This window comes from uncultured Gilvimarinus sp. (assembly GCF_963972205.1).
Lineage (GTDB): Bacteria > Pseudomonadota > Gammaproteobacteria > Pseudomonadales > Cellvibrionaceae > Gilvimarinus > Gilvimarinus japonicus.
This window is the reverse complement of record NZ_CAXAUC010000006.1, coordinates 14895-39640: the sequence shown is the minus strand read 5'-3', so window position 1 is coordinate 39640 and position 24746 is coordinate 14895. Positions and strand designations below refer to the sequence as shown.

Here is a 24746-nt window from a genome sequence, read left to right as displayed (position 1 = left end):
AGCGAGATTTCTGAGCCGGCGGAAATGCCCGAGGCGTTCGAAGAGAGCGCCATTGTGGAAGACGAAGAAGAGGAGCTGGCCGCCAGCGCCGGCGAGAGCCCGCGCCTGCCGTTTAGCTACGCCTCGGATCACGGCGTGATGATCGACCCCGAGCAGCCGCACATGGTGTTGCACAAGCCGGGCTTAACACTTGATGTGTTAACCGAGCTGGCACGCTACTTTGATGGCGATATGAGCCTTGAAGAGCTGCCCGCCGATGTCTTCCAGCAGCGCTTAACCCGCGAGTATCAAAGCAGCGACGGTGCCGCCCAGCGCGCCGCCGAAGATTTGGGCAACGAGTTTGATTTGTCCTCCATGGCCGATGATCTGGCCGATCGCACCGACCTGTTGGCCGGTGACGACGATGCGCCGATTATCCGCCTTATTAACGCTATTCTTTCGCAAGCGGTGCGCGAAGAAGCTTCGGATATACACTTAGAGTCGTTTGAAGACCGCGTTTCGGTGCGGTTTCGAATCGATGGCGTTTTGAGCGAGGTGCTCTCGCCCAAGGCTGAGCTGGCGCCGGTGTTGGTGTCGCGTTTAAAAGTGATGGCGCGGCTCGATATTGCCGAAAAGCGCTTGCCACAAGATGGCCGTATTACCGTGCGTCTGGCCGGTCACGCAGTGGATATTCGGGTTTCGACTATTCCCTCGGCCCACGGTGAGCGTATTGTGCTGCGCTTGCTCGATCAGGCCGCTGGGCAATTATCGCTAAGCGACCTGCAGATGCCCACTCAAGTGCAAGAGCGTTTTGCCAAAGCGCTGGGCCGTCCCCACGGTATTATTCTGGTGACCGGCCCCACCGGCTCGGGTAAAACCACCACGCTCTACTCGGGTTTGAGTCATATTAACCACCCGAGCCGCAATATCATGACCATTGAAGACCCTATTGAGTATTTGCTGCAGGGTATTGGTCAAACCCAGGTCAACACCAAAGTCGATATGACCTTTGCCCGTGGCCTGCGCGCGATTTTGCGGCAAGACCCGGACGTGGTGATGATCGGTGAGATTCGCGACTCCGAAACCGCTGATATTGCCATTCAGGCCAGTTTAACGGGACACTTGGTGCTTTCCACACTGCACACCAACACCGCTATTGGCGCCATCATGCGTTTAAAAGATATGGGGGTGGAGCCCTTCCTGCTGGCCTCCAGTGTCGAGGTGGTGATGGCCCAGCGACTGGTGCGCAAACTGTGCGCTGTGTGTAAGGAGCCCTATGAACCGGTCGAGGCCGAGCGCGAGATGCTGCAGCTGCCCGCTGGGCAAATGGTGTACCGTCCCGCCGGCTGCAATAAGTGTAATCAGATGGGCTATCGGGGCCGTAAGGGCATCTACGAGCTGATCGAAATTAACGAGCATATGCGTCATCTCATTCACGAAGAGGCCGGCGAGCAAGAGCTGATCGCCGAGGCGCGTAAACATTCAGATTCCATCAGCGCCGATGGCCGCCGCTTGGTGATCGAGGGCATTACCAGCCTGGAAGAGGTGCTGCGGGTTACCACCGCAGGCTAGGCCGGGAATCGCTTATGGGAGCTTACAGTTATCGCGCGTTAAACGAGTCCGGCAAAACCATCAAAGGGATGATGGAGGGGGACTCCGAGCGCCAAGTACGCGCTCAGTTGCGCGCCAAAAAGCTCAAACCGCTTGAGGTTAACGATGCCGGCAACGCCAAAGTGCGCAGCGGCAACGACAAGCCCGGTGGTCGCTTAAGTTTTTTGCCTACCGGTCAGCCCAAACTTAAAAGTCGCGACTTAAGCTTAGTGACTCGTCAGTTAGCCTCTTTGATTAGCTCGGGCCTGCCGTTAGATGAAGCCCTGCACGCCACCGCTAAACAGGCGCAAAAGCCTGCGGTTAAGCAGGTCATGCTGCAAATTCGCACCAAGGTTCTCGAGGGGTTTAGCTTTGCCCAAGCGTTGGCCGAGCATCCGGGCTCATTTGACGATATGTACCGCGCCATGGTGCGCGCCGGTGAAAGCTCGGGCTTTTTGGGGCCGGTGTTAGATCGCCTGGCCGATTACACCCTTAATGCTCAGCAGCTGCAGTCGCGTTTAAAAACCGCCATGATCTACCCCATTGTTTTGCTGATTATCAGCTTGGCGGTGATCGTCGCTTTGATGACCTTTGTCGTGCCCGATTTGGTTAAACTGTTTGCCCACTCCAAGCGCGATTTGCCCTTTTTGACCGAAGCCTTGATTGCTACCAGCGACTTTATTGTCGGTTATGGCATTTGGGTGTTTTTTGCCGGTATTGCTGTGGTGTACGGCATTAAACGGCTGCTTAAAAACGAATCGCGTCAGCGCCGCTGGCACAAAATTCAGCTCAAGCTACCGGTTATTGGTAGTGTGGTGAATCAGTCTAACTCCGCCCGTTTTGCCTCGACCTTAAGTTTGCTAATGTCCAGCGGTGTGCCGCTGCTACAAGCGCTGCGTATTGCCGGCCAGGTAATGACTAATCGCGTGCTGCAAGAGGCCTGCGAGGACATTGCCAATCAAGTGCACGAGGGGGCGGCCCTGAACCGCGCTATGGAAAAAGCCGACTGTTTTCCCCCGCTACTGGTGCAAATGGTTGCCAGCGGTGAAACCAATGGCACGCTGCCGACTCAGTTAGAGCACGCCGCTCGCGATCAGCAGCGCGAGCTGGAAATGGTCTTGGCGGTGTCACTGGGTTTAATGGAGCCCGCCACGATTGTGTTATTGGGTGGCGCGGTATTGGTTATTGTTCTGGCGATTCTGCAGCCCATTTTTGAAATGAATAAAATGGTTTGAAGGCTCGCTGCAGCCGCTCGCGTAAGCGCAGCGCAATAAAGTATTGTGAATTTTTAAAACTAAAACCCGTCCAACTGACTGGCAAGAGTGACGAATTTTTAATAATTTTAGCCGAATCTGCGCCTCGCGCTGCGAGCTACGCAAACTTTAACGGAGTTAAAACAATGGTAAGAGCAAATCGCCAACACGGCTTTAGTTTGATCGAGATTATGGTGGTCGTTGTGATTATTGGTCTATTGGCCAGTATCGTCGCGCCAATGGTATTGGATCGCGCCGACGAGGCGCGAATTAATAAAGTGAAAGCCGATTTTAAAAACATTCAAACGGCCCTTAACCTTTACCGCATCGATAACTACGTCTATCCATCCAGTGAACAAGGTCTTGACGCGCTGGTGACCAAGCCCGCGCTTAGTCCGGTGCCACGCAACTGGCGCTCCAGCGGTTATCTCGATCAGCTGCCCATGGACCCGTGGGGGAGTCACTACTTGTTTATCAGCCCCGGTGAAACGCGCGAATACGATATATACACCCTGGGCGCCGACGGCGTTACCGGCGGCGAAGGCCCGAACACCGATATCAGTGTTTGGGATCAGCCCGAAGAGCAATAAACTTTATGCCGCAATGCTCGCATCAAAAGGGGTTTACCCTGATCGAAATTATGATTGTGGTCATGATTATCGGTTTGAGTGCGGGTATGGCAACGCTGGCGTTTGCCCCGGATGACACCACCGAATTAGAAGAGGCGGTGGATAAGTTTATGCTGCAAGCGGAGTTTGTCAGCGAGCAAACGGTACTGACGGGCGAGGTCATCGGGTTGTTTGTCGAGCCGCGCGCCGCGCGCGATGGCGATACCTGGTGCTATCAGTGGCGCCGCTTTCGCAACAGCTCGTGGCAGCCGGTGAGCGATTTTCTGGGCGATCAGTGTTTGCGCTCGACGGTTGAGCTTGAGCTGATGGTCGAAGGTGAACCCTACGAGTACGATGAGCGCGAGAAGACGCCCAAACCGGTATTAATGTTTTACCCCAGTGGCGAATCCACCCGCCTAGAGATGGCACTATTTACCCGTTTTGACAGCGACGAGATTGAGCGCGTTGAAGTGGATATGATGGGCGGTATTCGCTGGTTAAACCGCGAGCAAGAGCTACAGCAGCGGGAGCGGGAGCTGTGAACAAGTGGCGCGGTTTTACCCTGATTGAAGTAATGGTGGCCTTGGCCATTGTTGCCACTGCCTTGCCGGCGCTGATGATGCTGATTACCAGCCAGCTGCAAGGCGCGGGCTTTACCCGCGAGAAAACCCAAGCGTTTTGGGTAGCCGAAAATCAATTGACGCGGTTGCAAATGCGCCGCGCTTTGGTCGAACAGTTTAACTTACCCGATACCCAAAACGGTGAGGTAGAGCGCGGCGGGCAAACCTGGTACTGGGAGCTGGAAACTCAAGACACAGAGGTAGAAGATTTTAAACGTCTCGATATTCGGGTGGCGCTGGCTAATAACAAAGACGATTTTCTGGCAACCTTAACGGGGTTTATCAGTGAATAGTCGCAGGCAAACGGGTTTTACGTTAATCGAGGTGGTGATTGCGCTGGCCATTACCGCGGTGATTATGACGTTTAGTTTTCAAGCATTTACCACCGCCGAGCGCAGCGCTACGGCCAGTGCCGAGGTGATGGCTCGCGTTAATGAGTTAGACCGTACCTGGCAAATACTGGGGCAGGATTTACGCAATATACTAAGCCCGGTTGATGCCCGTGAAGATACGACTGTCCCCGGTGGACTGCGGCGACCGTTTCGCGGGGCGAGTGTGTACGACAACACCTCGGGTGAGCAATTAGTGTTGCAGTTTACCCGCAATAATTGGCTCAACCCGATGAACCGCCCGCGCAGTGATTTACAACAAGTCATTTATCGCATCAAAGACGGCACCCTGTGGCGCGACTATCGGCCCGAGCGCAATTTGGTGATTGAAGACTGGCTGTTTGCCGAGGACATGATCCAGCAACAAATGCTCACTGGCATCAGTGAGATGGAGCTGAAGTTTTTATCCGGGCAACGTTTGCAGCAACAGGGCCAAGGTGTGCTTGAAGGCGATGATTACGCCCGCGATTGGGACGAGAGCTGGCCGAGCAGCAGTCAGCGTCAGTTTGATACCAGCACGCCCTTGGCGGTATTGGTTAGTATTGAGCTGGAAGACGGCTTAGTGAGTGAGCGCTTGTATGATTTGGCCCACTAATCTGCCCCGCCGTCAGCGCGGCTCGGTGCTGATTCTCGCCATATTAATCGTCGCGATGGTTTCGGCCTTTGCCATTAAAGCTTCGCGGGATTATCAGCTGAGCATGGCCCGCGCCGAGGCCCGCTGGCACGGCGCACAGGCGCGGGCTTATTTATCCGGCGCCGAGAGTTTGGCCATATATTTTTTAGAGCTGGACGAGGAGCCTGAGATTGATAGTTTGCTCGAGCCCTGGGCGCAGGAGCTGCCGCCGTTTCCGGTTGAAGGCGGGGTAATCTTGGCGAAAATTGAAGATGCCACGGCAAAAATAAATTTGAACGATGTCGTCGAGGTAGCCGAGGATTTTAAAAAAACGGATGTCGCACCTAACGATCCTGGGCGTTTTAGTACCGCACAAAAGCATTTTTTGCGTTTGCTGCAAAGCTTTGAAGAGCAGTACCCAGTCACCGAAGAGCAGGCCATTAGCATTCTCGAGGCGATGGTCGATTGGACCGATACCGATAATGATATTAGCGGCTACAACGGTGCCGAGCGGGATTACTATCAGTCCCTCGACCCTATGTACTTGCCGCCCAACGCCGAAACGTTTACCAGCGCCGAAGAGCTGCGCATGGTGAGGTACATGACCGGGGAGCTAATGACGCTGCTGCGGCCTTTTATTACGGTATTGCCGGGCAGCAGTAAGTTAAACGTTAACACAATCAACCCGCATTTGTTGCGTACCTTTAACGCCAGTGAGGTGTTGGCACCGTTAACCCCTGAGCAAGCAGGGCAAGTGATGCAGGATGCCGGTATTGAATATGGCCCGGAAAATAAATTTGAGGATAACCCAGCCTGGAGCTCAGTGGTCAGTGGTGAGGGTGGTGTGGATAACTCGTACGCTGCATACAACAGCGGTTACTTTAGAGTGACCACCCGAGTCCAGCTGGGCGATCAGCGCCGCAGTATGCAAAGTTTACTGCAGCGCCAAGAGGATGAAATTAAGGTCATTGCGCGACGCGATGTGTACGACTATATACTCGACTTAGAACGGGCGGCAACGCCCACGACTATCGGACAGACGACAGACAATGAGTGATCATCTGACAATTTATATCGCCCATTACGGTGGTACGTTTACCTGGCTGCGTCGCCGCGAGGGGCTGCCCGACGAGCTGGGCAATGGCTCAATTTCGGATTTATCCGAGCAGTTTGGTGGCGGTAATATTAATGCCCGGCTGATTGTGGGGGGGCCGCAAGTAGTGGTGCGCCGGCTGCAATACGCCGAGGCCGAAAAACGTCACTTGCGCCGCCTTATGCCGTTTCAGCTTGAAGAGGAAGTGATTGGCGATATTAGTCAGTTTCACTTTGCCCTAGGTGCCGCCAGCGATGGCGAAGTGAGCTTGGCCTATACCGAGAAAGCGCGCCTGAATGATATTTTTATTCAGCTAGCAGAGATCGGTATTGAGGTAAACCAGTGTGTGCCGGCAGCTTTGTTGCCGAGCTTACGGGTGACTGAAACCGCAGAAGAAGAGGCGGCTCAGGATGTGTGGGCGCTGCACTGGCAGGATGGCTTGGTGAGCGTGCGCTACGGTGCAAGCGCTGGTTTTACGGTTAACGGCACAAGTTTAGGCGCCGCCCTCACCATGTTGATTAACGCCGAAAACCGTATCGATAAGCTGCCGCAGTTAAGCTTAAGTGCTCCTGATGAAAATCAATTGTCGCACTTAGAAATGGCGTTACCCGCCTCATTAGAAGCCGCTACAGGCGAAACCCGTATTGCCGGTATTTGGGATTACGAACCCGATAGTCACTGTGTGGATTTATGTCAGGGCGAGTTTTCTCAGCGCTTACCGATTGAGCGCTGGTGGCGCAATTGGCAACTGGTGAGCTACGCCGCCGCTGCCGCACTGGTGGTTTATGTGGCGGTGTTACTGTTGTCACTCAACCAGTTAAAAAATGAAAACCTAGAAGTGCGTCGCGAGATCGAACAGGTGTTTCGCACCGTGGTTCCCAACGGTCCGGCCAATGACCCGGAGCGACGTTTGCGAATCAAGGCCAGTGACTTAGAGCCTAAAGGTCAAAGTGGGCAAACGGTAGCGCTGTTAGCGGCGGTGCTGCCAGAGTTGGATAACCGTGACGAGATTAATTTAAAAGGTGTTTATTTTACCGCCGAAGGCGGGGATTTATCGCTGAACGTTCAAGCCGGCACCTTTAATGCCATTGAGTCGTTGCGCGGCGCACTGGAGGCCGATGGCCTCAGCGCCGAGCTGTTATCGGCGAATGCGCAAGGCGATAATCACTCAGCGCGATTAAAAGTGAAGCGGAATTAATCATGAATAAACTCTTTGAAGCGTTGGCGCGTTACAACCGCCGCGAGCAAACCATTTTGTTAGTCGGTGCGCTGGCTATTGTTCTGTATGTGTTGTGGATGGCCGTTTTGTCGCCACTACAAGAAAAGCGTGAACAACAGCTTGCGAGCAACGCCTCCACCAGTGCGGCGCTGGCACGGGTTAAAGTGTTGGCGGGAAAAATCCAGCAAGGTAAGCGCGATAGCGCCGCGCAAAGCAGTAACAATGCGGGCAACATTAGTCAGCTGATCGACACGACCTTGCAAGCTAACGGATTGCGGATGAGCGGTTTTCAGCCGGGTACCCGTGGTGAGGTGCGAGTGCGCTTAGATGACGTAAGTTACAGTGCGTTTATGCAGTGGCTGTATGACATCGAGTACCAGCACAATGTCAGTATTCAGGACTTATCCATGGCCGCCAGTAGCCAGCCTGGTAAAGTCACCGCCAATGTTCGTTTGCGCAGCGAATAATAGAGGTCGATATGCACACTGTCTTCGCCTTTTTGCAAGCGGGTTTAGGGCGCACTTTAATGGTCGCATTGTTAAGCGTGGCGCCATGGGTGACAGCGGCAGAGTCGGCGGGTGAAAATAAACCTGTTATCACTCTGGCTCCAGAATTATTTGACGATCAGCAGCCGGCTACCTTGGGTTTAAAGCATGCGTTGGGGGCGGAAACTTTTCGTGTCTATCAAGCACTGCCCAACAATAAGCAATACAATCACGGCGCGGTAATCACAAAATTTAAAGGCCTTTTTTTTACGCAGTGGCAAAGTTCTGCGCGGGATGAAGATGCCGCCGACACTGAAGTACGCTATGCCATTAGTGAGCAGGCCGAACACTGGAGCGATGCTAAGACCTTGGCGCCAGCGCGCGATAATGCCGTAATCACCAACGGGGGTTGGTGGGTTAATGGCGATACTCTTGTGGCTTACCTTAATGTTTGGCCGAACGATATAGAGCCACGCGGTGGCTGGGTAGAATACGTCACGACGCGCGACGGTGTTCATTGGAGTAAGCCGCAGCCGGTAACCGACACTAACGGCAAACCGTTGGCCGGTGTGATCGAGCAGGACGTTCGCGCTTTAGCGGATGGTCGCCTATTGACGGCCGTTCACGTACAGCCCGGTTTGGTAGCAAAGCCCTATTACACGGACGACCCCAGTGGTGTGACTGGTTGGCAAGCCGGAGTAATGAAAAACTTAGAGTACAAGCCCGATATCAGTCGCGAGCTAGAGCCCAGCTGGTTTCAGCGTCAAGATGGTACATTGGTGATGACCTTTCGCGATCAGGCCAGTAGTTTTAAAGTATTGGCGTCGGAGAGTAACGATCGCGGTGCACATTGGTCGACACCGGTAATAACCTCTCTGCCCGACTCGCGGGCAAAGCAAAGTGCTGGCAATTTGCCCGATGGCAGCGCCTTTATTGTCAATAATCCGAGCGGTAAAAAAGTTCGCGCGCCGTTAGTGATTACCACCAGTGCCGATGGTGAGCATTTTGATCGTGCTTATGCGTTGCGCTCGGGCGGCAGCGATTTACCGCCACAAAAATATGCCGGACGCTATAAACGCTCGGGCTTTAGTTACCCAAAATCATTTGTAAACGGCGATTATGTTTATGTCAGTTATGCCACGAGCAAAGAAGACATAGAGATCACCAGAATCCCCGTTTCATCATTAGTGTATAAGTGACTGTAATCATGTCGAAGATTTATTGGATTTTACTGGCGGTTATTCTCTGGCTTGCATTTGTGATCGTTCAGGTTCCAGCCAGTTGGGGCGGCTATATGATGACCCGCAATGGCGCGCTCGCGCTTACCGGTATATCCGGCACTGTGTGGCACGGTCGTGCCAGTATGGCATCGGTTAAAATTGATGGCCGCGATTATTCTCTCGGTGAGCTTAGCTGGGATTTGCATCCGCTGAGTTTATTAAGCTTGAGCCCCTGCGCCGATATTCGCACAAACCTTGAGCGTCAGCAGGTATCGGGTACGGCGTGCGCAAACTTGAACAATAAACTAACCCTGCGCGATGCCGACATCAGTGTACCAGCATCACTGGTGAAGGATTTACCCGAGAACGTAGAGATATCTGGCCAACTCTCGGCGCATATTCAACAGCTTGAATTAAAACAACAGCAGTTGCTGGCACTAACCGGTAATGTAAGCTGGAGTGCGGCCCGGCTTAACAATGGTCAGCGCTGGCTTAACTTGGGGGCGTTTGCAGCGGAATTATCGGCCACGGAAGATGGCGCCATTTTGGCCGATGTGTTTTCCCTGGAAGGGCCGATTGACTTAAAGGGCAATGTCACTATGCCGTTAACCGGTGGCGTCAACATTGACATTGACTTTACTATGACGGACTCCTTTAGCCGCGATGTGCAGGCCAGCCAATGGTTGCCAATGGTAGCCACACCGCTAGACAATGGTCGGCAGCAGATTCAAATGCAGCTTTAGGGCACCACAAGATACATCGGGTGGCCACGTGCGATTAAAACGAGTGGCCAAAGCGCAAATATAAACCGTGGTTATCTCCTTCCCCTTTGGCTATATCAAATGAAATCACCATTTTCTCGGCGGGCTTAATAAGATACTGCCCACCGATGCCGGCGCTGGTATAAATGTTTTCACTGTCGTCACAGCTTTTTTTATCCCCGTATAAACAGGTAACACCGGCAAACACGTTAATACCAAAGCGTCCTTTTAGATGCCAGCGGTACTCGCCCTCAAGCAATATTGAGTTGGGCGCTAAGTATTGACCGCGGGTATACCCGCGCAGTCCGATGCTGGAGTAGGCGCTTGCGGGAGCGTCATCGGTCCAGCGCCCTTGAGCGCGATAGGCTAGCAAACCTTTTTTATGGACGCTTAAGTATTGCTGAAAAGTGACTCGGTAGACGTCAAAATCTTCCTCCCCGCCGAGGTTCTCTCGGTAGGCAAAATTATTGGCGTTAAAGGAGATGCCCGAGCTGGGTGAGTTTTGGTTGTCGCGGCTATCAAAGGTGGTGACTAACCCCAGAGCGCCGGAGGTATAACCCGACAGGCCCAACAGCGATAAGATGTCACCGGCCATAACATTGTCAGTATCTATAAAATAGTTGGTGTAAATCGCTTGCGCCCCAAGAAACCAGTGACTGTGAATGTTTTGTAGGTAGCGGGCAAAGGCCAGCTTCATATTGTCAGTCGTGGCTACTTGTTGGCCTGAGCCAAGGTAGTCTTCGTAATCATTGCGAATCTTCCCGTTTGATACCGCGGCAATCACGCGCTTGCGGTCACTGTCCCAGAAGCTTCGCAAAAACAAGTTGGCCGTGACTGAGTCAGTGTCACTGTAGCTGCCGGATGCCCCCACCATAGACGATGTAGATGTCGGGTCGAGCTTAAACAAATAACCCCCAAGAAAACCGACCGAACTGCCAATTTTGGGGTTGCTACTGACTTTGGGTACGAGCAGCCAAGGGGACTCTGTCTTTGGCGAGCGCTCCGGTGCTTCTGGGGTGGTCTGGGCGTGAACCTGAGAATAACCAGACACAATGAGCGCGGCGGCAAATGCCATGCGTCGAAAACACCGTTGATTAAACATAAAAGCGTCCTGTTTTTTAGATCATTCCATCGGGGTGATGTGCGGCGAGCTGCTCGCTTTTGCGTTATCTTCGAGCTTAGTATAGTCACTATCAGCACTTTTTTTGCTGTATTGACCACCGTGATTAGCGCGAAATCGTATTTTTAGGCTTGTTGTTTATGCCTGCTCAGTTCAGGCTAGCATTAACACTCGCCAGCAATATTGGATTTGCCCTATAGTAAGCCTATGCAGAGCCTCTCTTCTCAACATTTATGGCTGCAGATGCAGTGTCAAATTTTGCCTCATGTAGAGTGCGGGGTTTTGTTGCATTTGGTCGACGGTGCCCTGGAACCCTCTGCTTTTTGGCCGGTGCCAAACCAGTTGGATGAGCAAATACAGGCGCTCGCGCATCAGGCGCTGCGTGATCAGCGCATGGCACTGGCTAATCGTGGCGAGCAGCAGCTGTTGCTCGCCTATCCGCTTGCGCAGTCTCAGCGAAACAAGCCCTGCCTGGTGTTGACGTTAAATCAGCGTCATCGTGAAACGGTTAATACCGTACTGCGCCGCCTAAAAGCCGAGGCGCGATGGTTTGCGCTGGCGAGTCAGGGGCCTCAAAGCGAACCCTCGGCGCAATTACTGTCGGTGTTTAATGCCGCTTTGTATGAGCCGAGTGTTACCGAATCTTGTTTGACTTTGGTGAACCAATGGTCCCATTGGTTGGGCTGTGAGCGGGTCGCGCTAGGGTTAATGGGTAACCGCTCGATTGTTTTAAAGGCGGTGTCTAACAGCGCTGAAATCGACCCACGCACTCGCGCCAGCGATACCCTTAAGCGAGCCATGCAAGAGGCCGCGCACGAGCGGGCTGAAGTGTCAGTGGTAGACACCGAAAACCCTAATGCGCCGCCACTGCACGGTGACTTGCAGCGTCAAACCAATGCCGTGATGATCAACTCCCTGCCACTGCTGTGTGGACGTGATGTGATAGGGGTGGTGAGTCTGGAGTGGCATCACACCCCCGCATCACCGCGGCTAGATGAATTGCGTGCGCAGTTGCCCACGTTTGCTTATTTGCTGAATCTAAAGCGTCAGGCAGAACAGCGCTCTTTAGGTACGTCGGTTGGCCGACAATGGCGCGCTAAAACCCGTTTGCAGTGGGGCATCGGTGCTGCGGTATTCATTGCGTTACTGCTTGTTGCGCTGGTGCCTGCCGATTACCGTATCGCTGCCGACGCGCAGTTACAGGGCGCGCAAAAGAAAATTGTGGTGGCTAAGCAGGAAGGCTTTTTAGCTGAGGTCATGGCGCGCCCGGGTGATCGTGTAGAACACGATGAGCCACTGGCGCGCCTGGATGAGCGAGAGCTTAGGTTACAACGCCGTAAACTCGCCAGTGAGTTGCAGCAGTATCGTCAGGAGTACAACAATGCCTTGGCAAATTCTGAGCGCGCGGCGGCGGCGATTGCAATGGCTCAAGCTGAGCAGGTTGATATTCAATTGGAGTTGGTTGACCAGCAGTTGCAGCGCACATTGGTGCGGGCCCCAATGAGCGGGGTGATTGTCTCGGATGATATTAGTCAGTCGGTGGGCAAACCTTTAAGCGCGGGAGAGGTCTTGTTTGAGATTTCATCGACCGATGAGTTTCGTGTGATTTTGTACGTCGATGAGCGGGACATCGTGCGGGTAGCCACTGGCCAAGTGGGAACACTGGTGTTATCGAGTCTGCCGGCGGAGCGCTTTAGTTTTACGGTACAACGTAAAACGCCGGTAAACGAAGTGCGTGAAGGCCTTAACTGGTTTCGCGTTGAAGCTCAGCTACAAAATCCGTCGCCATTGGTTCAGCCGGGTATGACGGGTACCGCAAAAATTACGGTCGGGCGTGAACCGCTCGGTTGGATTGCATTGCATCGCTTATTTGATTGGCTTCGCCTGCGGTTGTGGTGGTAGAGCGCTATGTCGATTGCGAGTGACCCTACCCCTACAAACACCGCGATAGACCCCTTATGGCAGCAGCTTAATCAGTTGCGACCAATGCTCGCTCGCCACGCTGATTGTAAACCGCGATATTATCGCGAGGAATTATTCTACGTACTGCACGATAAAAACAATGCGCGTTTTCATAAACTGAGCCCCACAGCGTACGAGCTGATTGCTGCCATGAATGGCCGGCGCACACTGGCTGAGTTGTTGCTCATTGCGCGCACCCAATTGCGACAACAAGCTAGCCATGAGCTACCGGAGCAGCAGGATGTCGTCGAGCTGTTGCAGTATTTGTACGTTGCCGATTTACTGATTTGTGATATTCCCCCCAATACCCAGTCGTTGTTTGTTCGCCAGGGCGATAAGCGCAAGCAGCGTTGGCGCAGGATGTGGACTAACCCGCTGTCGTGGCGAATTGTATTGGGTAACCCCAATCGTGTGTTAGATCGCTGGCAAGGGGTGGCGCGCGGGTTAACGGCATGGCCAATTGCCGCGTTATGGTTGATCGTGGTGGCCACGGCATTGCTGCAAGCGGTGTTGCATTGGCCCGAGCTGCGTGCGGTGTCGATGGATGCACTGTTCTCACCTGGCAATTTATTGTTGCTCTGGTTTACTTATCCCGCGCTAAAAGTTTTGCACGAGTTGGGCCACGCACTGTATACCAAAGCGTTTGGTGGCGATGTTTACGAATGCGGTATTGTGTTTATTTTAGGTGTGCCCCTGCCTTACGTCGATGCCACTGCCGCCACCGGCTTTGATGCGAAACGGCAGCGGTTAATGGTGAGTGCCGCAGGAATGGCGGTGGAGTTATTGCTGGCCGCCGCCGCGTTGCTTTTATGGCTGGCGGTAGAAAACTCGCTGGCAAAATCATTGTTATTTAATGTTGCGCTGTTAGGCAGTGTCTCGACCCTGCTGTTTAACGGTAACCCGTTGCTGAAATTTGACGGTTATCACCTGCTGTGCGATTTAATTGAAACCCCCAATTTGGCCGCACGTGCCAAATCGCAGTGGCGCTATTTTGTCGAGCACTACGGTTACGGTGTCGATGCGCCGCGAGGGGAAGCGCGCACTGGTTTAGGAGCCTTGGGGCTGATTGCATTCGCTTTGGCGTCGTACGCTTATCGAGTATTTATTTTAGCGGTTATCTTTTTTGTTCTGGCCCAGGTATCACTGCTGCTGGCCATTATTTTGCTCGGTTGGATGTTAACGTTTCAGTTGTTTTGGCCGCTGCTTAAGTACTTGTATTACCTGACTCACGGCGGCGCATTGCGCAGTCACCGTACGCGGGCGTTAGGGGTTATAAGCGCCGCTGTGATGTTGCTGATGCTGTTGCTGCTGGTGTTGCCGCTGCCTCTGAATACTCAGGTCGAAGGTGTGGTTTGGCTGCCGCAAGACAGCCAAATACGAGCCGGGGCTGAAGGCACGGTTGCGGTGCTGGAAGTTGTCGATGGCCAACGGGTAGATACTGGTACGGCGATTTTGCAGCTAAGCAATCCCGCCTTGGTTAATCGCTACCGACTAAAGCAGGCGGAGCTGAATGAATATCAATTGCGCTATGAGCAATTTTTTACCTCCGACCGTCCGCGCGCGAATTTACTGCGTGAGGATTTGGCGGTGTTAGCCGATGAGGTGGCCGACCTTAAACAACAAGTGGATCATCTAACACTCACAAGCCCGGCGTCAGGGCGGATTTATTTTGCAGCGATGGGCCTACTGCAAGGCCACTATTTACACCAAGGCGACCTTGCCGCTTACGTGCTAAGCCCGGGCAGTGTGAGGGTGCGCACAGCGTTGACGCAAGATGAAATAGGCTTAGTACGCCAGTCTACACGGGGGGTGACGGTGAAGTTGGCCGGAGCTATAGCCAATGAGTACCGCGCCGAGATCGTGCAGCAGGTGCCGGGCGGAACTTACCACCTACCCAGCCCGGTCCTGGGCACTCAAGGCGGCGGGCGTCTAGCCACTAAACCCACAGAGGGAGACGCGCAGCAGAGTATTCAACAAGTGTTTTTGGTCGACGTCTCTCTGCCGGCTGAAGAGCTAACACCTTACTATGGACAGCGTGCGTATCTGCGGTTTGAGCATCCACCCGAGCCCGTTGCCCGTCGCTGGTATCGCGCCCTGCGCCAATTGTTTATTCGCCAGCTTAACCGCTAGCTGGCTAGCCTTGTTACGCCAGGTCAGGGCAGCCGAATCTTGGCAATTGTCGACTTTTTGTACTGCAGTTTTGCACTGTGGCTGTGCTAGACTCAAAGACAGTGATAGACGTCACAGTTCTAAAGTGGCTCGTCACGATGCCGATAACACTTATAACAATGAATTTGGTGTAGATTTTGATGAGTCGTATAACCTCCTCCAAAATAGGGCTTTGGGCCGCATTGCCACTGCTTTGCAGCAGTGTCCAGCCGCTGTGGGCGCAGCAGAGTTCAGAACTGTCTCTCAATTGTCGTATCGAACCGCATATGCTGGTCGAGGTGAGCTCGGCGGTTGAGGGGGTGATCAGCCAGGTTCTGGTTGATAAAAACGATGTGGTTAAAAAGGGCGATACCTTGGCTAAATTGGAGTCGGGGTTAGAGGCCGCCACGGTCGATTTGCGCCGTGTGCAGGCCAGCTTGCAAAGCGATATATCGTCGCAGCAATTGGCCTTAGAGTTTGCCGAGCGGGCGCTCAAACGGGTAGAAGATCTGTACGCTAAAAAAGTGGCATCATTTGCCGAGCTCGATAAAGCCAAAACCGAGCATGCCCTCGCGCTGCAGCGCTTAGAGCAAGCCAAAGATCGCCAGCGCCAGGCAGAGTTAGAACACACGCGGGCGATCGAGAACTTAAAACGCTATACGATTGTTAGTCCTATTGATGCGGTGGTCAGCGAGCGCTATAAGCAGCCCGGCGAGCACGTTGATAACGAGCCGATTGTGCGGCTGGTACAGCTGGACCCATTGCGGGTGGAGGTTTACGCCCCGGCAAGCTTGTATGGCCAGATTCGCGAGGGTTCTAGTGCCCGTGTTAAGCCCGACATAAAAACCGGTAGAGACACCTACCAAGCCCAGGTGAGCCGAGTCGACCGGGTAATTGACGGTCCGAGTAACACCTTTGGGGTTCGTTTAACCATTCCCAACCCAGAGCAAACGTTGCCTAGCGGACAGCGTTGTACCGTGCAGTTCCCTAACGTGCAAGCATCACAGCGCTAACGAGTCACGGTGGATTAACACTATTGGGTGGCAGTAAACGTTATAAGTGCTTGGTTTTAGTGATGATTTGATCTACCTAGCACGTATATCGCCATGGTAAATGGCGCTAGAATCAACAAGTGGCACTGGAACCCCGCCTTACCGATACGCTAAACAGTCGTTAATGTGTCGGCATAAACCTGAAGGATCGTTTAGTCGCAATTTATTCCTCAGGGGAATACATACATGCCTAAAAAGGTATTCAAGCAACGCAGGCCCATGATTGAGCCATTAGAGCCGCGGTTACTGTTTTCCGCGACGCTTGATGCCATCTTGCTGGATGACACTTCCCTCGACGACGTATTACTGCAAGACAGTGCTAATAGTGTTGATTTGACGCAGGTTTATGACGCCGGTCCACGCTACTCCACCTTGGCTGAGCCGGCCGATAACGAACCTGATGCCACAACCCTGCCCAACGCCGATGCCCTGGCCCGGCAGGCGCTCGAACAAATTGTCTTTGTCGACAGTCGCGTCGAAGATGTCGACACCTTGCTAGGTGATTTGGCTGGCAGCGATGTGCAGGTCATCACTCTCGATATAGACCGTGACGGCGTGGCACACATTAGCCAAACACTGCAGCAGTATCAGAATATTCAAACGATTCATGTTATTTCTCACGGCAACGCCGGAGCCTTGCAGCTGGGTAGTAGTGTTATTAATGACGTAACCGTGGACCGCTACCAAAGCGAGTTGCAAGGTTGGCAGGATGCGCTGGGTCGCAACGCCGATTTACTGCTGTACGGCTGCGATTTAGCGGCGAACAGTAACGGTGTTGCTCTGTTGTCGCGTCTGGGTGAACTGACCGGGGCCGATATTGCTGCCAGCGACGATATTACCGGTCACAGCCTAAGCGGTGGCGATTGGTCGTTGGAGTATGAGCGTGGCGCTATTGAGAGCGAAGTCATCGTCAGTCAGGTGGCGCAAAAGGCATGGCAAGGCAGGTTGGCGGATACCCATTATGTGCATGTAGCCGAAGGTAATACCGCCCTGAATTTATTAGCCAACACCGATGTCGGCCAACAGTTTGTCTACGATAGCGCCAACGCTACCTATAACGTCAATGAAATCTCACTCTTTCTTGCTCGCTACGCTACGACCTTTGACCAGACCATCACAGTACAGATTAGTGACAGTTGGGATGGCGCGGTACTGGGAACTGGCAGTATTAACTCGAGCCAAATCAGCGATGTGGGCTACGAGTGGCACAGTTTTAATTTAGGCGATACGACACTCAACGACAATCAGTCTTATTACATCCGTATTAGCACTGATTCAGGCTCTGATGACCCCAATAGCAATATTTTGGTCAGCTCCCATAATAGCAATCAATACAATAACGCCACGTTAATAAACGGCGGTGCCGCGAACGCCGATGGCTGGGATCTGGCATTCAAGGTAAGTGAGGAAGATGGGGTAAACGCCGCGCCAACGGTGGTTAATGCAATTGCCGATCAAACCCGTTACGAGGATGTCGCTTATTCTTTTACCGTGCCGTCCGACACATTTTCTGATGGCGACAGCAACGATACACTGCGCTATCGCGCGCAACTGGCCGGTGGCGGGGATCTGGATTGGCTCACGTTTAACCCTATTACCCGAGAGTTCTCGGGTACGCCGCGTGCCGATGATATTGGGGTTATGTCGGTTGAGGTGATTGCCACGGATAATCATGGCGCCTCAGCGTCTGAAATTTTTGATATAACCATCAACAACACCAACGACGATCCGTTTGTTCGTTTTCCCATAAAAGACCAGGCGGCGACGCAAGACACAGCGTTTAGTTTTACGATTCCTGCCGACGCATTTGGGGATGAGGACGTGGGCGCAAGCTTAAGCTATCAAGCTGAGCTCGACGGTGGCGGCTCGCTCCCCGCATGGTTAGTGTTCGACGCTGCCTCACGTACTTTCTCGGGTACGCCGGCCGCGTCTGACATAGGCACGATCGCGATTACCGTAATTGCCGACGATGGCGAAGGCGGCGTTCCGGCGCAAGACACTTTTGATTTAGTGGTAACGAATCAAACGGATACCACGGCGGATGTCTATGAAGGTACTGACCCTGCCGTTGTCGGTACTGGTGTGGCAGGGGGTATGGATGTGTACCAAAGCTTTGTCGATATGGACGGGAGCGGCACCTACTTTATCGACACTCTCTCAATACAGTTGCGCATTAACTCCGCAGCCGGAGATCAAACACCGCAAAACATCAATATCGAAATTCTTGACTCGCTCAATGGTATTGCGCTGGCAGCTGCCTCCCGTTCTTCTGATGGTTTAACCGACTCGTTTACGTGGGAGAGTTTTGCGCTCCCAGATGTGGAGCTTAATTACGGACAAACTTACTACATAAAAGTGACGGGCGATGGCGACTCTTCCGACCCATTGGTTTTTGCCGGCATTCATGACACTGATGTTTACGCTAATGGCTCTTACTTTAACCACAATCAGATTGAGGATACGGGGCGGGATTTAGCCTTTCAGGTGAGCCATACCTTCAATCAGGCTCCGGTCGTGGTTAACCCAGCGCAAGATCAGGTCACAGTGCAAGATCAGCCGTTTCAGTATACTTTGCCTGACGATATTTTTTCCGACCCGGATGACGGCGATACGTTAACCTATACCGTTCAGCGCGCCGGTGGCGGGAGTCTTAACTGGCTAAGTTATAACTCTGCTACAAAAACAATATCAGGTACACCGGCCGAGCACGACATAGGCACTATCATGGTTGAGGTAATTGCCACTGATAATCATGGCAAGTCTACTTCAGATGTATTTAGTGTTGAGGTTCAGTCATCGAATGTAACACCGACCATCAGCAACCCGATTTCGGATCAGTCAGGTGCTGAAGATAGCTTTTTTGATTTTACCTTTGCCGCCAATACGTTTACGGATGCCGATGGCGACACCTTAAGCTACACCGCTTTACAATCGGATGGTGGAAATTTACCGCCCTGGCTTAATTTTGATGCGGCTAACAGACGATTTTACGGCACGCCCGGCGAGGCGGACTCGGTTACTTGGGTGATTGATGTTTTTGCCGACGACGGCCGCGGTGGTGTTGCCAAAGAGTCCTTCAATTTGGTGATTGCTAACACCAACGACGATCCGTATGTCGAAAATCCGATTCCGGATCAAACCGCCAATGACAATGAAGCCTTCAGCTACACGTTGGCGCCGAACACTTTTGGTGACTCTGATTTAGACACACTTAACTACAGTGCCCAGTTGGTGGGGGGCGGTGCGCTGCCTAGCTGGTTATCGTTTGATTCGGCGACGCGAACCTTTAGCGGAACACCGGCAAGCGCCGATATAGGTAGCTTAGATATCGAGGTCACCGCCGATGACAATAATGGCGGAACACCGGCGACCGATACCTTTACATTAACCATTGTTGACACCAACGACGATCCCCAACTGGCCAATGCCATTGCCGATCAAACAGCGCCAGAAGATACATCTTACGTATTTCAGTTTGCGGCAAACACATTTAATGACTTTGACGGCGACACGTTAACGTATACTGCCGAGCTAGCCGGGGGTGGTTCTTTACCCGCTTGGTTAAACTTTGATGCGGCGAGTCGCACGTTCAGTGGTACTCCGAGTGGCACTGACATCGGTAGCATATCGATTACGGTGACTGCCGACGACAACCAAGGAGGTACGCCTGCCACCGAGACTTTCTCTCTCGAAGTTACAAATACGAATGACGACCCCGTCGTCAATAATGCGATTGCCAACCAAGTCGCGACCGAAGACTCCGCGTTTAGTTTTCAGTTTGCGGCCAATACCTTTGCCGATGAAGACGGCGATACGCTAACGTATAGTGCGCAAATCAGCGGTGGTGGCTCACTACCCGGGTGGCTTAGTTTTGATGCGACCAGCCGAACTTTTAGTGGTACACCTGGTAACGATGACGTAGGAAGCCTGACTATTAGGGTGACGGCTGATGACGGAAAAGGCGGAACTCCTGCAGCGCAAACCTTTGATATTGTCGTCACTAACACCAATGATGATCCAGTGCTTAATAATAGTATTGATGATCAAGTGGCCATAGAAGACTCAGCGTTTAGTTTTCAGTTTTCGGCCAATACGTTTAACGACGATGATGGCGATGATCTACTATACAGCGCCCAATTAGCAGGCGGTGGCGCGCTGCCAACCTGGCTTAATTTTGACGCGCTCAATCGGACGTTTAGCGGTATTCCAGACAATGGCGACGTGGGCACCATTAGTATTGAGGTCAGCGCCACAGACAATAACGGTGGTTCGGTTGCAACTGATGTGTTTGCGTTAACAGTAAGCAACACTAACGATGGCCCAGTGATTGTTAATCCTATTGCCGATCAAACTGCCAATGAAGATAGCCCGTTTAGTTTTCAGTTTGACGCCAATACCTTTTATGACGCTGATGGTAACCCTCTAACTTATACCGTGCAGCAAGTAAGTGGCGATCCATTGCCTAGTTGGCTGCAGTATGACGCCGCTACCCGAACCTTTAGTGGAACGCCTGAAAATGGCGATGTAGGTAATTTAAGCATATCTGTGACCGCATCGGATGGTACCGCTGAAACTACCGATATTTTTGATCTCAATGTAGTCAATAGCAACGATGATCCGGTGTTGAATAACCCATTAGAAAATCAGAGTGCGACGGAAGACATTGCCTTTTATTATCAATTTTCGGCGGATACTTTTGGCGATGATGATGGCGATACGCTGGAATATAGCGCCGAGCTGTCGGGTGGTGGAGTGTTGCCGTTTTGGCTTACGTTTGACGCCGCTACCCGAACCTTTAGTGGCACGCCCTCTAACGCTGATGTCGGAGTCGTGTCAATAACGGTGACCGCCGATGACGGCCAGGGCGGCACCGTGGCAACGGATTCGTTCTCCATTGTGGTCGGCAATACTAACGACGATCCCACCGTTAGCAATCCGATCAGCGATCAGACCGCAACCGAGGACTCAGCTTTTAGTTTTCAGTTTGCGGCGAATACGTTTGCTGATGACGATGGCGATATGCTGCTTTACCGTGCGGAGTTGATCGGTGGTGAACCACTGCCTAGCTGGCTTACATTTGATTCCGCTAGCCGCACTTTTAACGGCACACCCAGCAATTCTGATGTTGGCACTTTGTCGGTAAGGGTTATTGCTGACGATGGACAAGGTGGTACCCCCGCAACTGATGTCTTTGCTATTGTTGTCAACAATGTCAATGATTCCCCAGTGGTGAACAATGCTATTGCCGATCAAAGTGCAACAGAAGATGTTGAGTACAACTTTCAGTTTTCTGCTGACGTATTTTCCGATGATGATGGCGATGATCTTAGCTACACCGCCCGGTTAGTGGGCGGTGGTTCGCTTCCGGCATGGTTGAGTTTTGATAGCGACACTCGTACGTTTAGTGGCACCCCTTTGAATGCGGATGTAGGCACTTTCGCTGTTGAAGTGGTGGCATTTGATGGTATTGCCTCTGTCACTGACACGTTTACTCTTCAGGTGAATAATGCTAACGATGATCCCGTTCTGGATAATCCATTGGCGGATCAGTATGTCTCGGAAGATAGTGTTTTTCGCTATCAGTTTTCAAGCAACACCTTTAGTGATGACGATGGAGATACCTTAACTTACCGCGCTCAGCTTTTGGGTGGTGGTTCACTTCCGGCTTGGTTGAGCTTTGATGGCGCCAGCCGATCATTTAGCGGGACGCCCACCAACGCTGATGTTGGTACTATCACTATTGTGGTGATGGCGGGTGACGGCAACGGCGGCGCTGACGCCAGTGATAGTTTTAACATTGTGATTGGCAATACTAACGACGATCCGACTGTTAATAATCCAATAGCGGATCAGAGCGCAACCGAGGACTCGGCCTTTAGCTACCAGTTTGCCAGCGATACGTTTACTGACGATGATGGCGATACGCTGTTTTACAGCGCGCAATTATCCGGTGGTGGTAGTTTACCGGATTGGCTGATTTTTGATGCGGCTACCCGTACTTTTAGTGGCACTCCAACTAATATCGATGTCGGCGATATTACTGTTGAAGTTTATGCTACTGACAATAATGGTGGTGCAATTGCGAGCGATAGCTTTGTTCTTTCCGTTCTTAACACGAACGATGGCCCTACAGTCGTCACACCTATTGCCGATCAAACCATTAATGAAGACAGTGTGTTTAGTTTTCAATTTTCCGAAGGTACCTTTAGTGACCCAGACGGAAACTCACTAAGCTACAGCGCGCAACAAGTTGGCGGTGCACCACTGCCCCAGTGGCTGGTTTTTGATGCCGATAGCCGAACTTTTAGCGGTACCCCGACCAACGCCGATGTGGGAAGCATTAGTATTGTTGTATCCGCTTTTGATGGTGTTGTGAGTAGCAGCGATATTTTTGACATACGCGTTGTCAATACCAATGATGCTCCCGTGCTCTCTCAAGCATTAGAGGATCAGTTCGCCACGGAAGATACCTATTTTAACTACCAGCTAAACCCCAATACCTTTATCGATATTGACGCTGATACGCTAAGCTACAGCGCGCGATTGGCGGACGGTAGTGGCTTGCCGTCGTGGCTAGAGTTTGAGGCCGGCAGCCTTACGTTTTCGGGTATACCAACGGATGGCGATACCGCTGAAAACATAATCGTCGTAACCGCTGAGGATGGTAATGGCGGTGTAGCCCTTGGCCAGTTTTTACTAACGGTATTGAGTGAAAATGATGCGCCCCAGCTTAATATTCCTATCGATAATCAGCAGGCAACAGAAAACTCAGAGTTTTTATTTAAGCTTCCTGCCGGCACTTTTATTGATGCTGACGGTGACGAGCTGACTATTAATGCCCAGGCGAGTACCCCCGATGGTTGGCCTGAATGGCTCAGCTACGACGCTACGAACCAAACCTTTAGCGGAACACCGGGCCCTCAGAGTGCCGGAACTTACAGTATTATTGTAACCGCTGACGATGGCTTTGGCGGAGAGCTAGCGACAGACACATTTGATATCGTGGTAGGGGCTATTAATGAAGCGCCTAACGTCATTAACCCCATTAAGGATATGCAAGTTGAAGCCGAGAGCGAGTTTACCTTCTCTCTGCCGGACAATACGTTTTCCGACCCAGATAACGATGCGTTGACAATCCGGGTCACACTCGCTGATGGCCAGCTGCTGCCGGAGTGGCTTAGCTTCGATGGTGATGCTCTGACTTTCAGTGGAACACCACTAGCCGACGATGTGGGCTCGCTGGCAATTGCCGTGACGGCTAGCGACGGTGCCGCGCAAGTGACCGATACATTTGTATTGACGATTACCGCCGCGCTGAGTCTGGATGTGCAGCTCGAGGACATTACCGTTAACGAAGACAGCCCTAACCAAACTCTGGAAATTGCCCAGGCATTTCAGCGAGTATTGGGTGACGGTACGCTGACCTTTAGTGTTGTTAACAACACAAATCAAAGTCTCTTTGATAATGTCACTATCGATGGGCAAAACGGTGCCTTGACGCTTGATTATGCACTCAACGCGTTTGGCCGCAGTGAGCTGGAAATTCAGGCCGTCACGGCTACGGGTGAAGTCATCACTGCGAGTTTTCTGGTCAATATTTTATCGGTCAACGATGCGCCCGAGGTAACTGGTAATGCAGAGTCCGGCGGGTCGTTTTCGGCGGAGCTGCAGTCCTATCCGCTCAGCGTCTGGGGTAGTTTTTTTGATGTTGAACAAGGCTTCCAGCTAGCGTATACCGTTACCGCCAACAGCAACCCCTCTGCGGCGCAAATAACCGCCATTGACAGTGATACTGGTACCTTGATGCTAGCCACTAATATCAATGGTGGCGCAACTTATATCACAGTGCGGGCGACGGATAATGAGGGCGCTTGGGCCGAACATACACTATTGATCGATATTCGAGCGGTGGATGAGGCCGAGACACCGAATCCTGAAGAGGATGACAACGATGATGGTGATTTTACGGGCGACCAAGGTGGCGATCGCCCCGAGCCTGAGTCGCCAACCACAGAACCACCGCTTATTGAGACAGAAGAACCTGTTATTACTCAGACGGGTGGGTCCGAGGTCGATATTCTAGAGGTTCAAACCCTCGATCCCGAAACTTTGGCAGTGCTACCTGAGGCTGACGATTTATTTAGCTACAATAATGAGCAAGATGATGATAACCGACAAAGCGTCGCAGCGGACGAGCTGAACAATAGGCAAGCGCAATGGCGTGCGGAAGATAACCAGCAATTCCAGCTGATAGGCTTGGACCCGTCGGTCAACACTCACTTAAGTCTGCAGGATATCGCCGATTTTTCGCAAGCGGTCGATGAGTCGCGCCAGCAAATAGAACAGGCTTTTCTTGAACAGCAAAAACAACAAGAAATGATTGCCGCGGTGTCTTTGTCCCTCGGCACCGGTTTGGTGTTGTGGGCGCTTAGAGCCAGCAGTTTGTTGTTTGCGCTGTTTTCCGTTTTGCCATTGTGGCGCGGAGTCGATCCACTGCCTATATTAGAAAATGTCGAGAAGAAAAAGAAACAATTAGCAAGGCAGAAAAAGGACCGAAAATCGGAAGATAGCAGTGCCGGCGAGGTGGGTTATTTGTTCGATCATCAAACTTCATCGCGATCACAAGGGGAATAA

At 52.3% G+C, this 24746-nt stretch carries 16 protein-coding genes; 15 read left to right on the top strand and 1 reads right to left on the bottom strand.

Going from position 1 to position 24746, the window contains the following annotated elements; genetic code table 11:
* The first annotated feature begins 24 nt into the window (after positions 1–24).
* The 11 genes from gspE to AACY82_RS10755 all read left to right on the top strand — a co-directional run bounded on the left by gspE (position 25) and on the right by AACY82_RS10755 (position 9812).
* The gene (gspE, locus tag AACY82_RS10805; protein ID WP_339616963.1) at positions 25–1551 is read left to right on the top strand and encodes a type II secretion system ATPase GspE; all 1527 of its coding nucleotides are present in this window, start codon (positions 25–27) and stop codon (positions 1549–1551) included.
* A gap of 14 nt (positions 1552–1565) precedes the next feature.
* Complete coding sequence (gspF, locus tag AACY82_RS10800; protein ID WP_339616824.1) at positions 1566–2804, top strand: type II secretion system inner membrane protein GspF; 1239 nt, start codon at positions 1566–1568, stop codon at positions 2802–2804.
* Between the two features lie 164 nt (positions 2805–2968).
* The gene (gene gspG, locus AACY82_RS10795; protein WP_339616823.1) at positions 2969–3412 is read left to right on the top strand and encodes a type II secretion system major pseudopilin GspG; all 444 of its coding nucleotides are present in this window, start codon (positions 2969–2971) and stop codon (positions 3410–3412) included.
* A gap of 5 nt (positions 3413–3417) precedes the next feature.
* Complete coding sequence (locus tag AACY82_RS10790; protein ID WP_339616822.1) at positions 3418–3972, top strand: prepilin-type N-terminal cleavage/methylation domain-containing protein; 555 nt, start codon at positions 3418–3420, stop codon at positions 3970–3972.
* Positions 3969–4343 (top strand): type II secretion system minor pseudopilin GspI, encoded by a 375-nt coding sequence (gspI, locus tag AACY82_RS10785; protein WP_339616821.1) that lies wholly within the window; start codon positions 3969–3971, stop codon positions 4341–4343. The genes AACY82_RS10790 and gspI overlap by 4 nt, the downstream gene beginning before the upstream one ends.
* Positions 4336–5034, top strand: a complete 699-nt coding sequence (gene gspJ / locus AACY82_RS10780; RefSeq protein ID WP_339616820.1) for a type II secretion system minor pseudopilin GspJ — start codon at positions 4336–4338, stop codon at positions 5032–5034. Before gspI ends, gspJ begins: the two co-directional genes overlap by 8 nt.
* Complete coding sequence (gene gspK, locus AACY82_RS10775) at positions 5018–6109, top strand: type II secretion system minor pseudopilin GspK (protein WP_339616819.1); 1092 nt, start codon at positions 5018–5020, stop codon at positions 6107–6109. Before gspJ ends, gspK begins: the two co-directional genes overlap by 17 nt.
* On the top strand, positions 6102–7343 hold the full coding sequence (gene gspL / locus AACY82_RS10770; protein ID WP_339616818.1) for a type II secretion system protein GspL: 1242 nt from the start codon (positions 6102–6104) through the stop codon (positions 7341–7343). Before gspK ends, gspL begins: the two co-directional genes overlap by 8 nt.
* Positions 7344–7345: 2 nt before the next feature.
* Positions 7346–7831: a type II secretion system protein M gene (locus tag AACY82_RS10765; protein ID WP_339616817.1), complete on the top strand. Its 486-nt coding sequence runs from the start codon at positions 7346–7348 to the stop codon at positions 7829–7831.
* Positions 7832–7842: 11 nt separating this feature from the next.
* Positions 7843–9048 carry a sialidase family protein gene (locus tag AACY82_RS10760; RefSeq protein WP_339616816.1) on the top strand — a complete coding sequence of 402 codons (1206 nt, stop codon included), beginning with the start codon at positions 7843–7845 and terminating at the stop codon, positions 9046–9048.
* An 8-nt stretch (positions 9049–9056) separates the two neighbouring features.
* Complete coding sequence (locus AACY82_RS10755; protein WP_339616815.1) at positions 9057–9812, top strand: type II secretion system protein N; 756 nt, start codon at positions 9057–9059, stop codon at positions 9810–9812.
* A gap of 34 nt (positions 9813–9846) precedes the next feature.
* Here AACY82_RS10755 and AACY82_RS10750 read toward each other — a convergent pair whose 3' ends face one another.
* Positions 9847–10932, bottom strand: a complete 1086-nt coding sequence (locus AACY82_RS10750) for a hypothetical protein (RefSeq protein WP_339616814.1) — start codon at positions 10930–10932, stop codon at positions 9847–9849.
* Between the two features lie 261 nt (positions 10933–11193).
* Here AACY82_RS10750 and AACY82_RS10745 point away from each other — a divergent pair, with 261 nt between their 5' ends.
* From AACY82_RS10745 to AACY82_RS10730, 4 genes are all read left to right on the top strand, one after another.
* Positions 11194–12852: an efflux RND transporter periplasmic adaptor subunit gene (locus tag AACY82_RS10745; protein WP_339616813.1), complete on the top strand. Its 1659-nt coding sequence runs from the start codon at positions 11194–11196 to the stop codon at positions 12850–12852.
* 6 nt (positions 12853–12858) lie between these two features.
* A complete protein-coding gene (locus tag AACY82_RS10740) occupies positions 12859–15042 on the top strand; it encodes a peptidase M50 (protein WP_339616812.1) in 2184 nt (727 codons plus the stop codon).
* A gap of 179 nt (positions 15043–15221) precedes the next feature.
* Positions 15222–16073 carry an efflux RND transporter periplasmic adaptor subunit gene (locus AACY82_RS10735; protein WP_339616811.1) on the top strand — a complete coding sequence of 284 codons (852 nt, stop codon included), beginning with the start codon at positions 15222–15224 and terminating at the stop codon, positions 16071–16073.
* A 225-nt stretch (positions 16074–16298) separates the two neighbouring features.
* Positions 16299–24746 (top strand): putative Ig domain-containing protein, encoded by an 8448-nt coding sequence (locus AACY82_RS10730; protein ID WP_339616810.1) that lies wholly within the window; start codon positions 16299–16301, stop codon positions 24744–24746.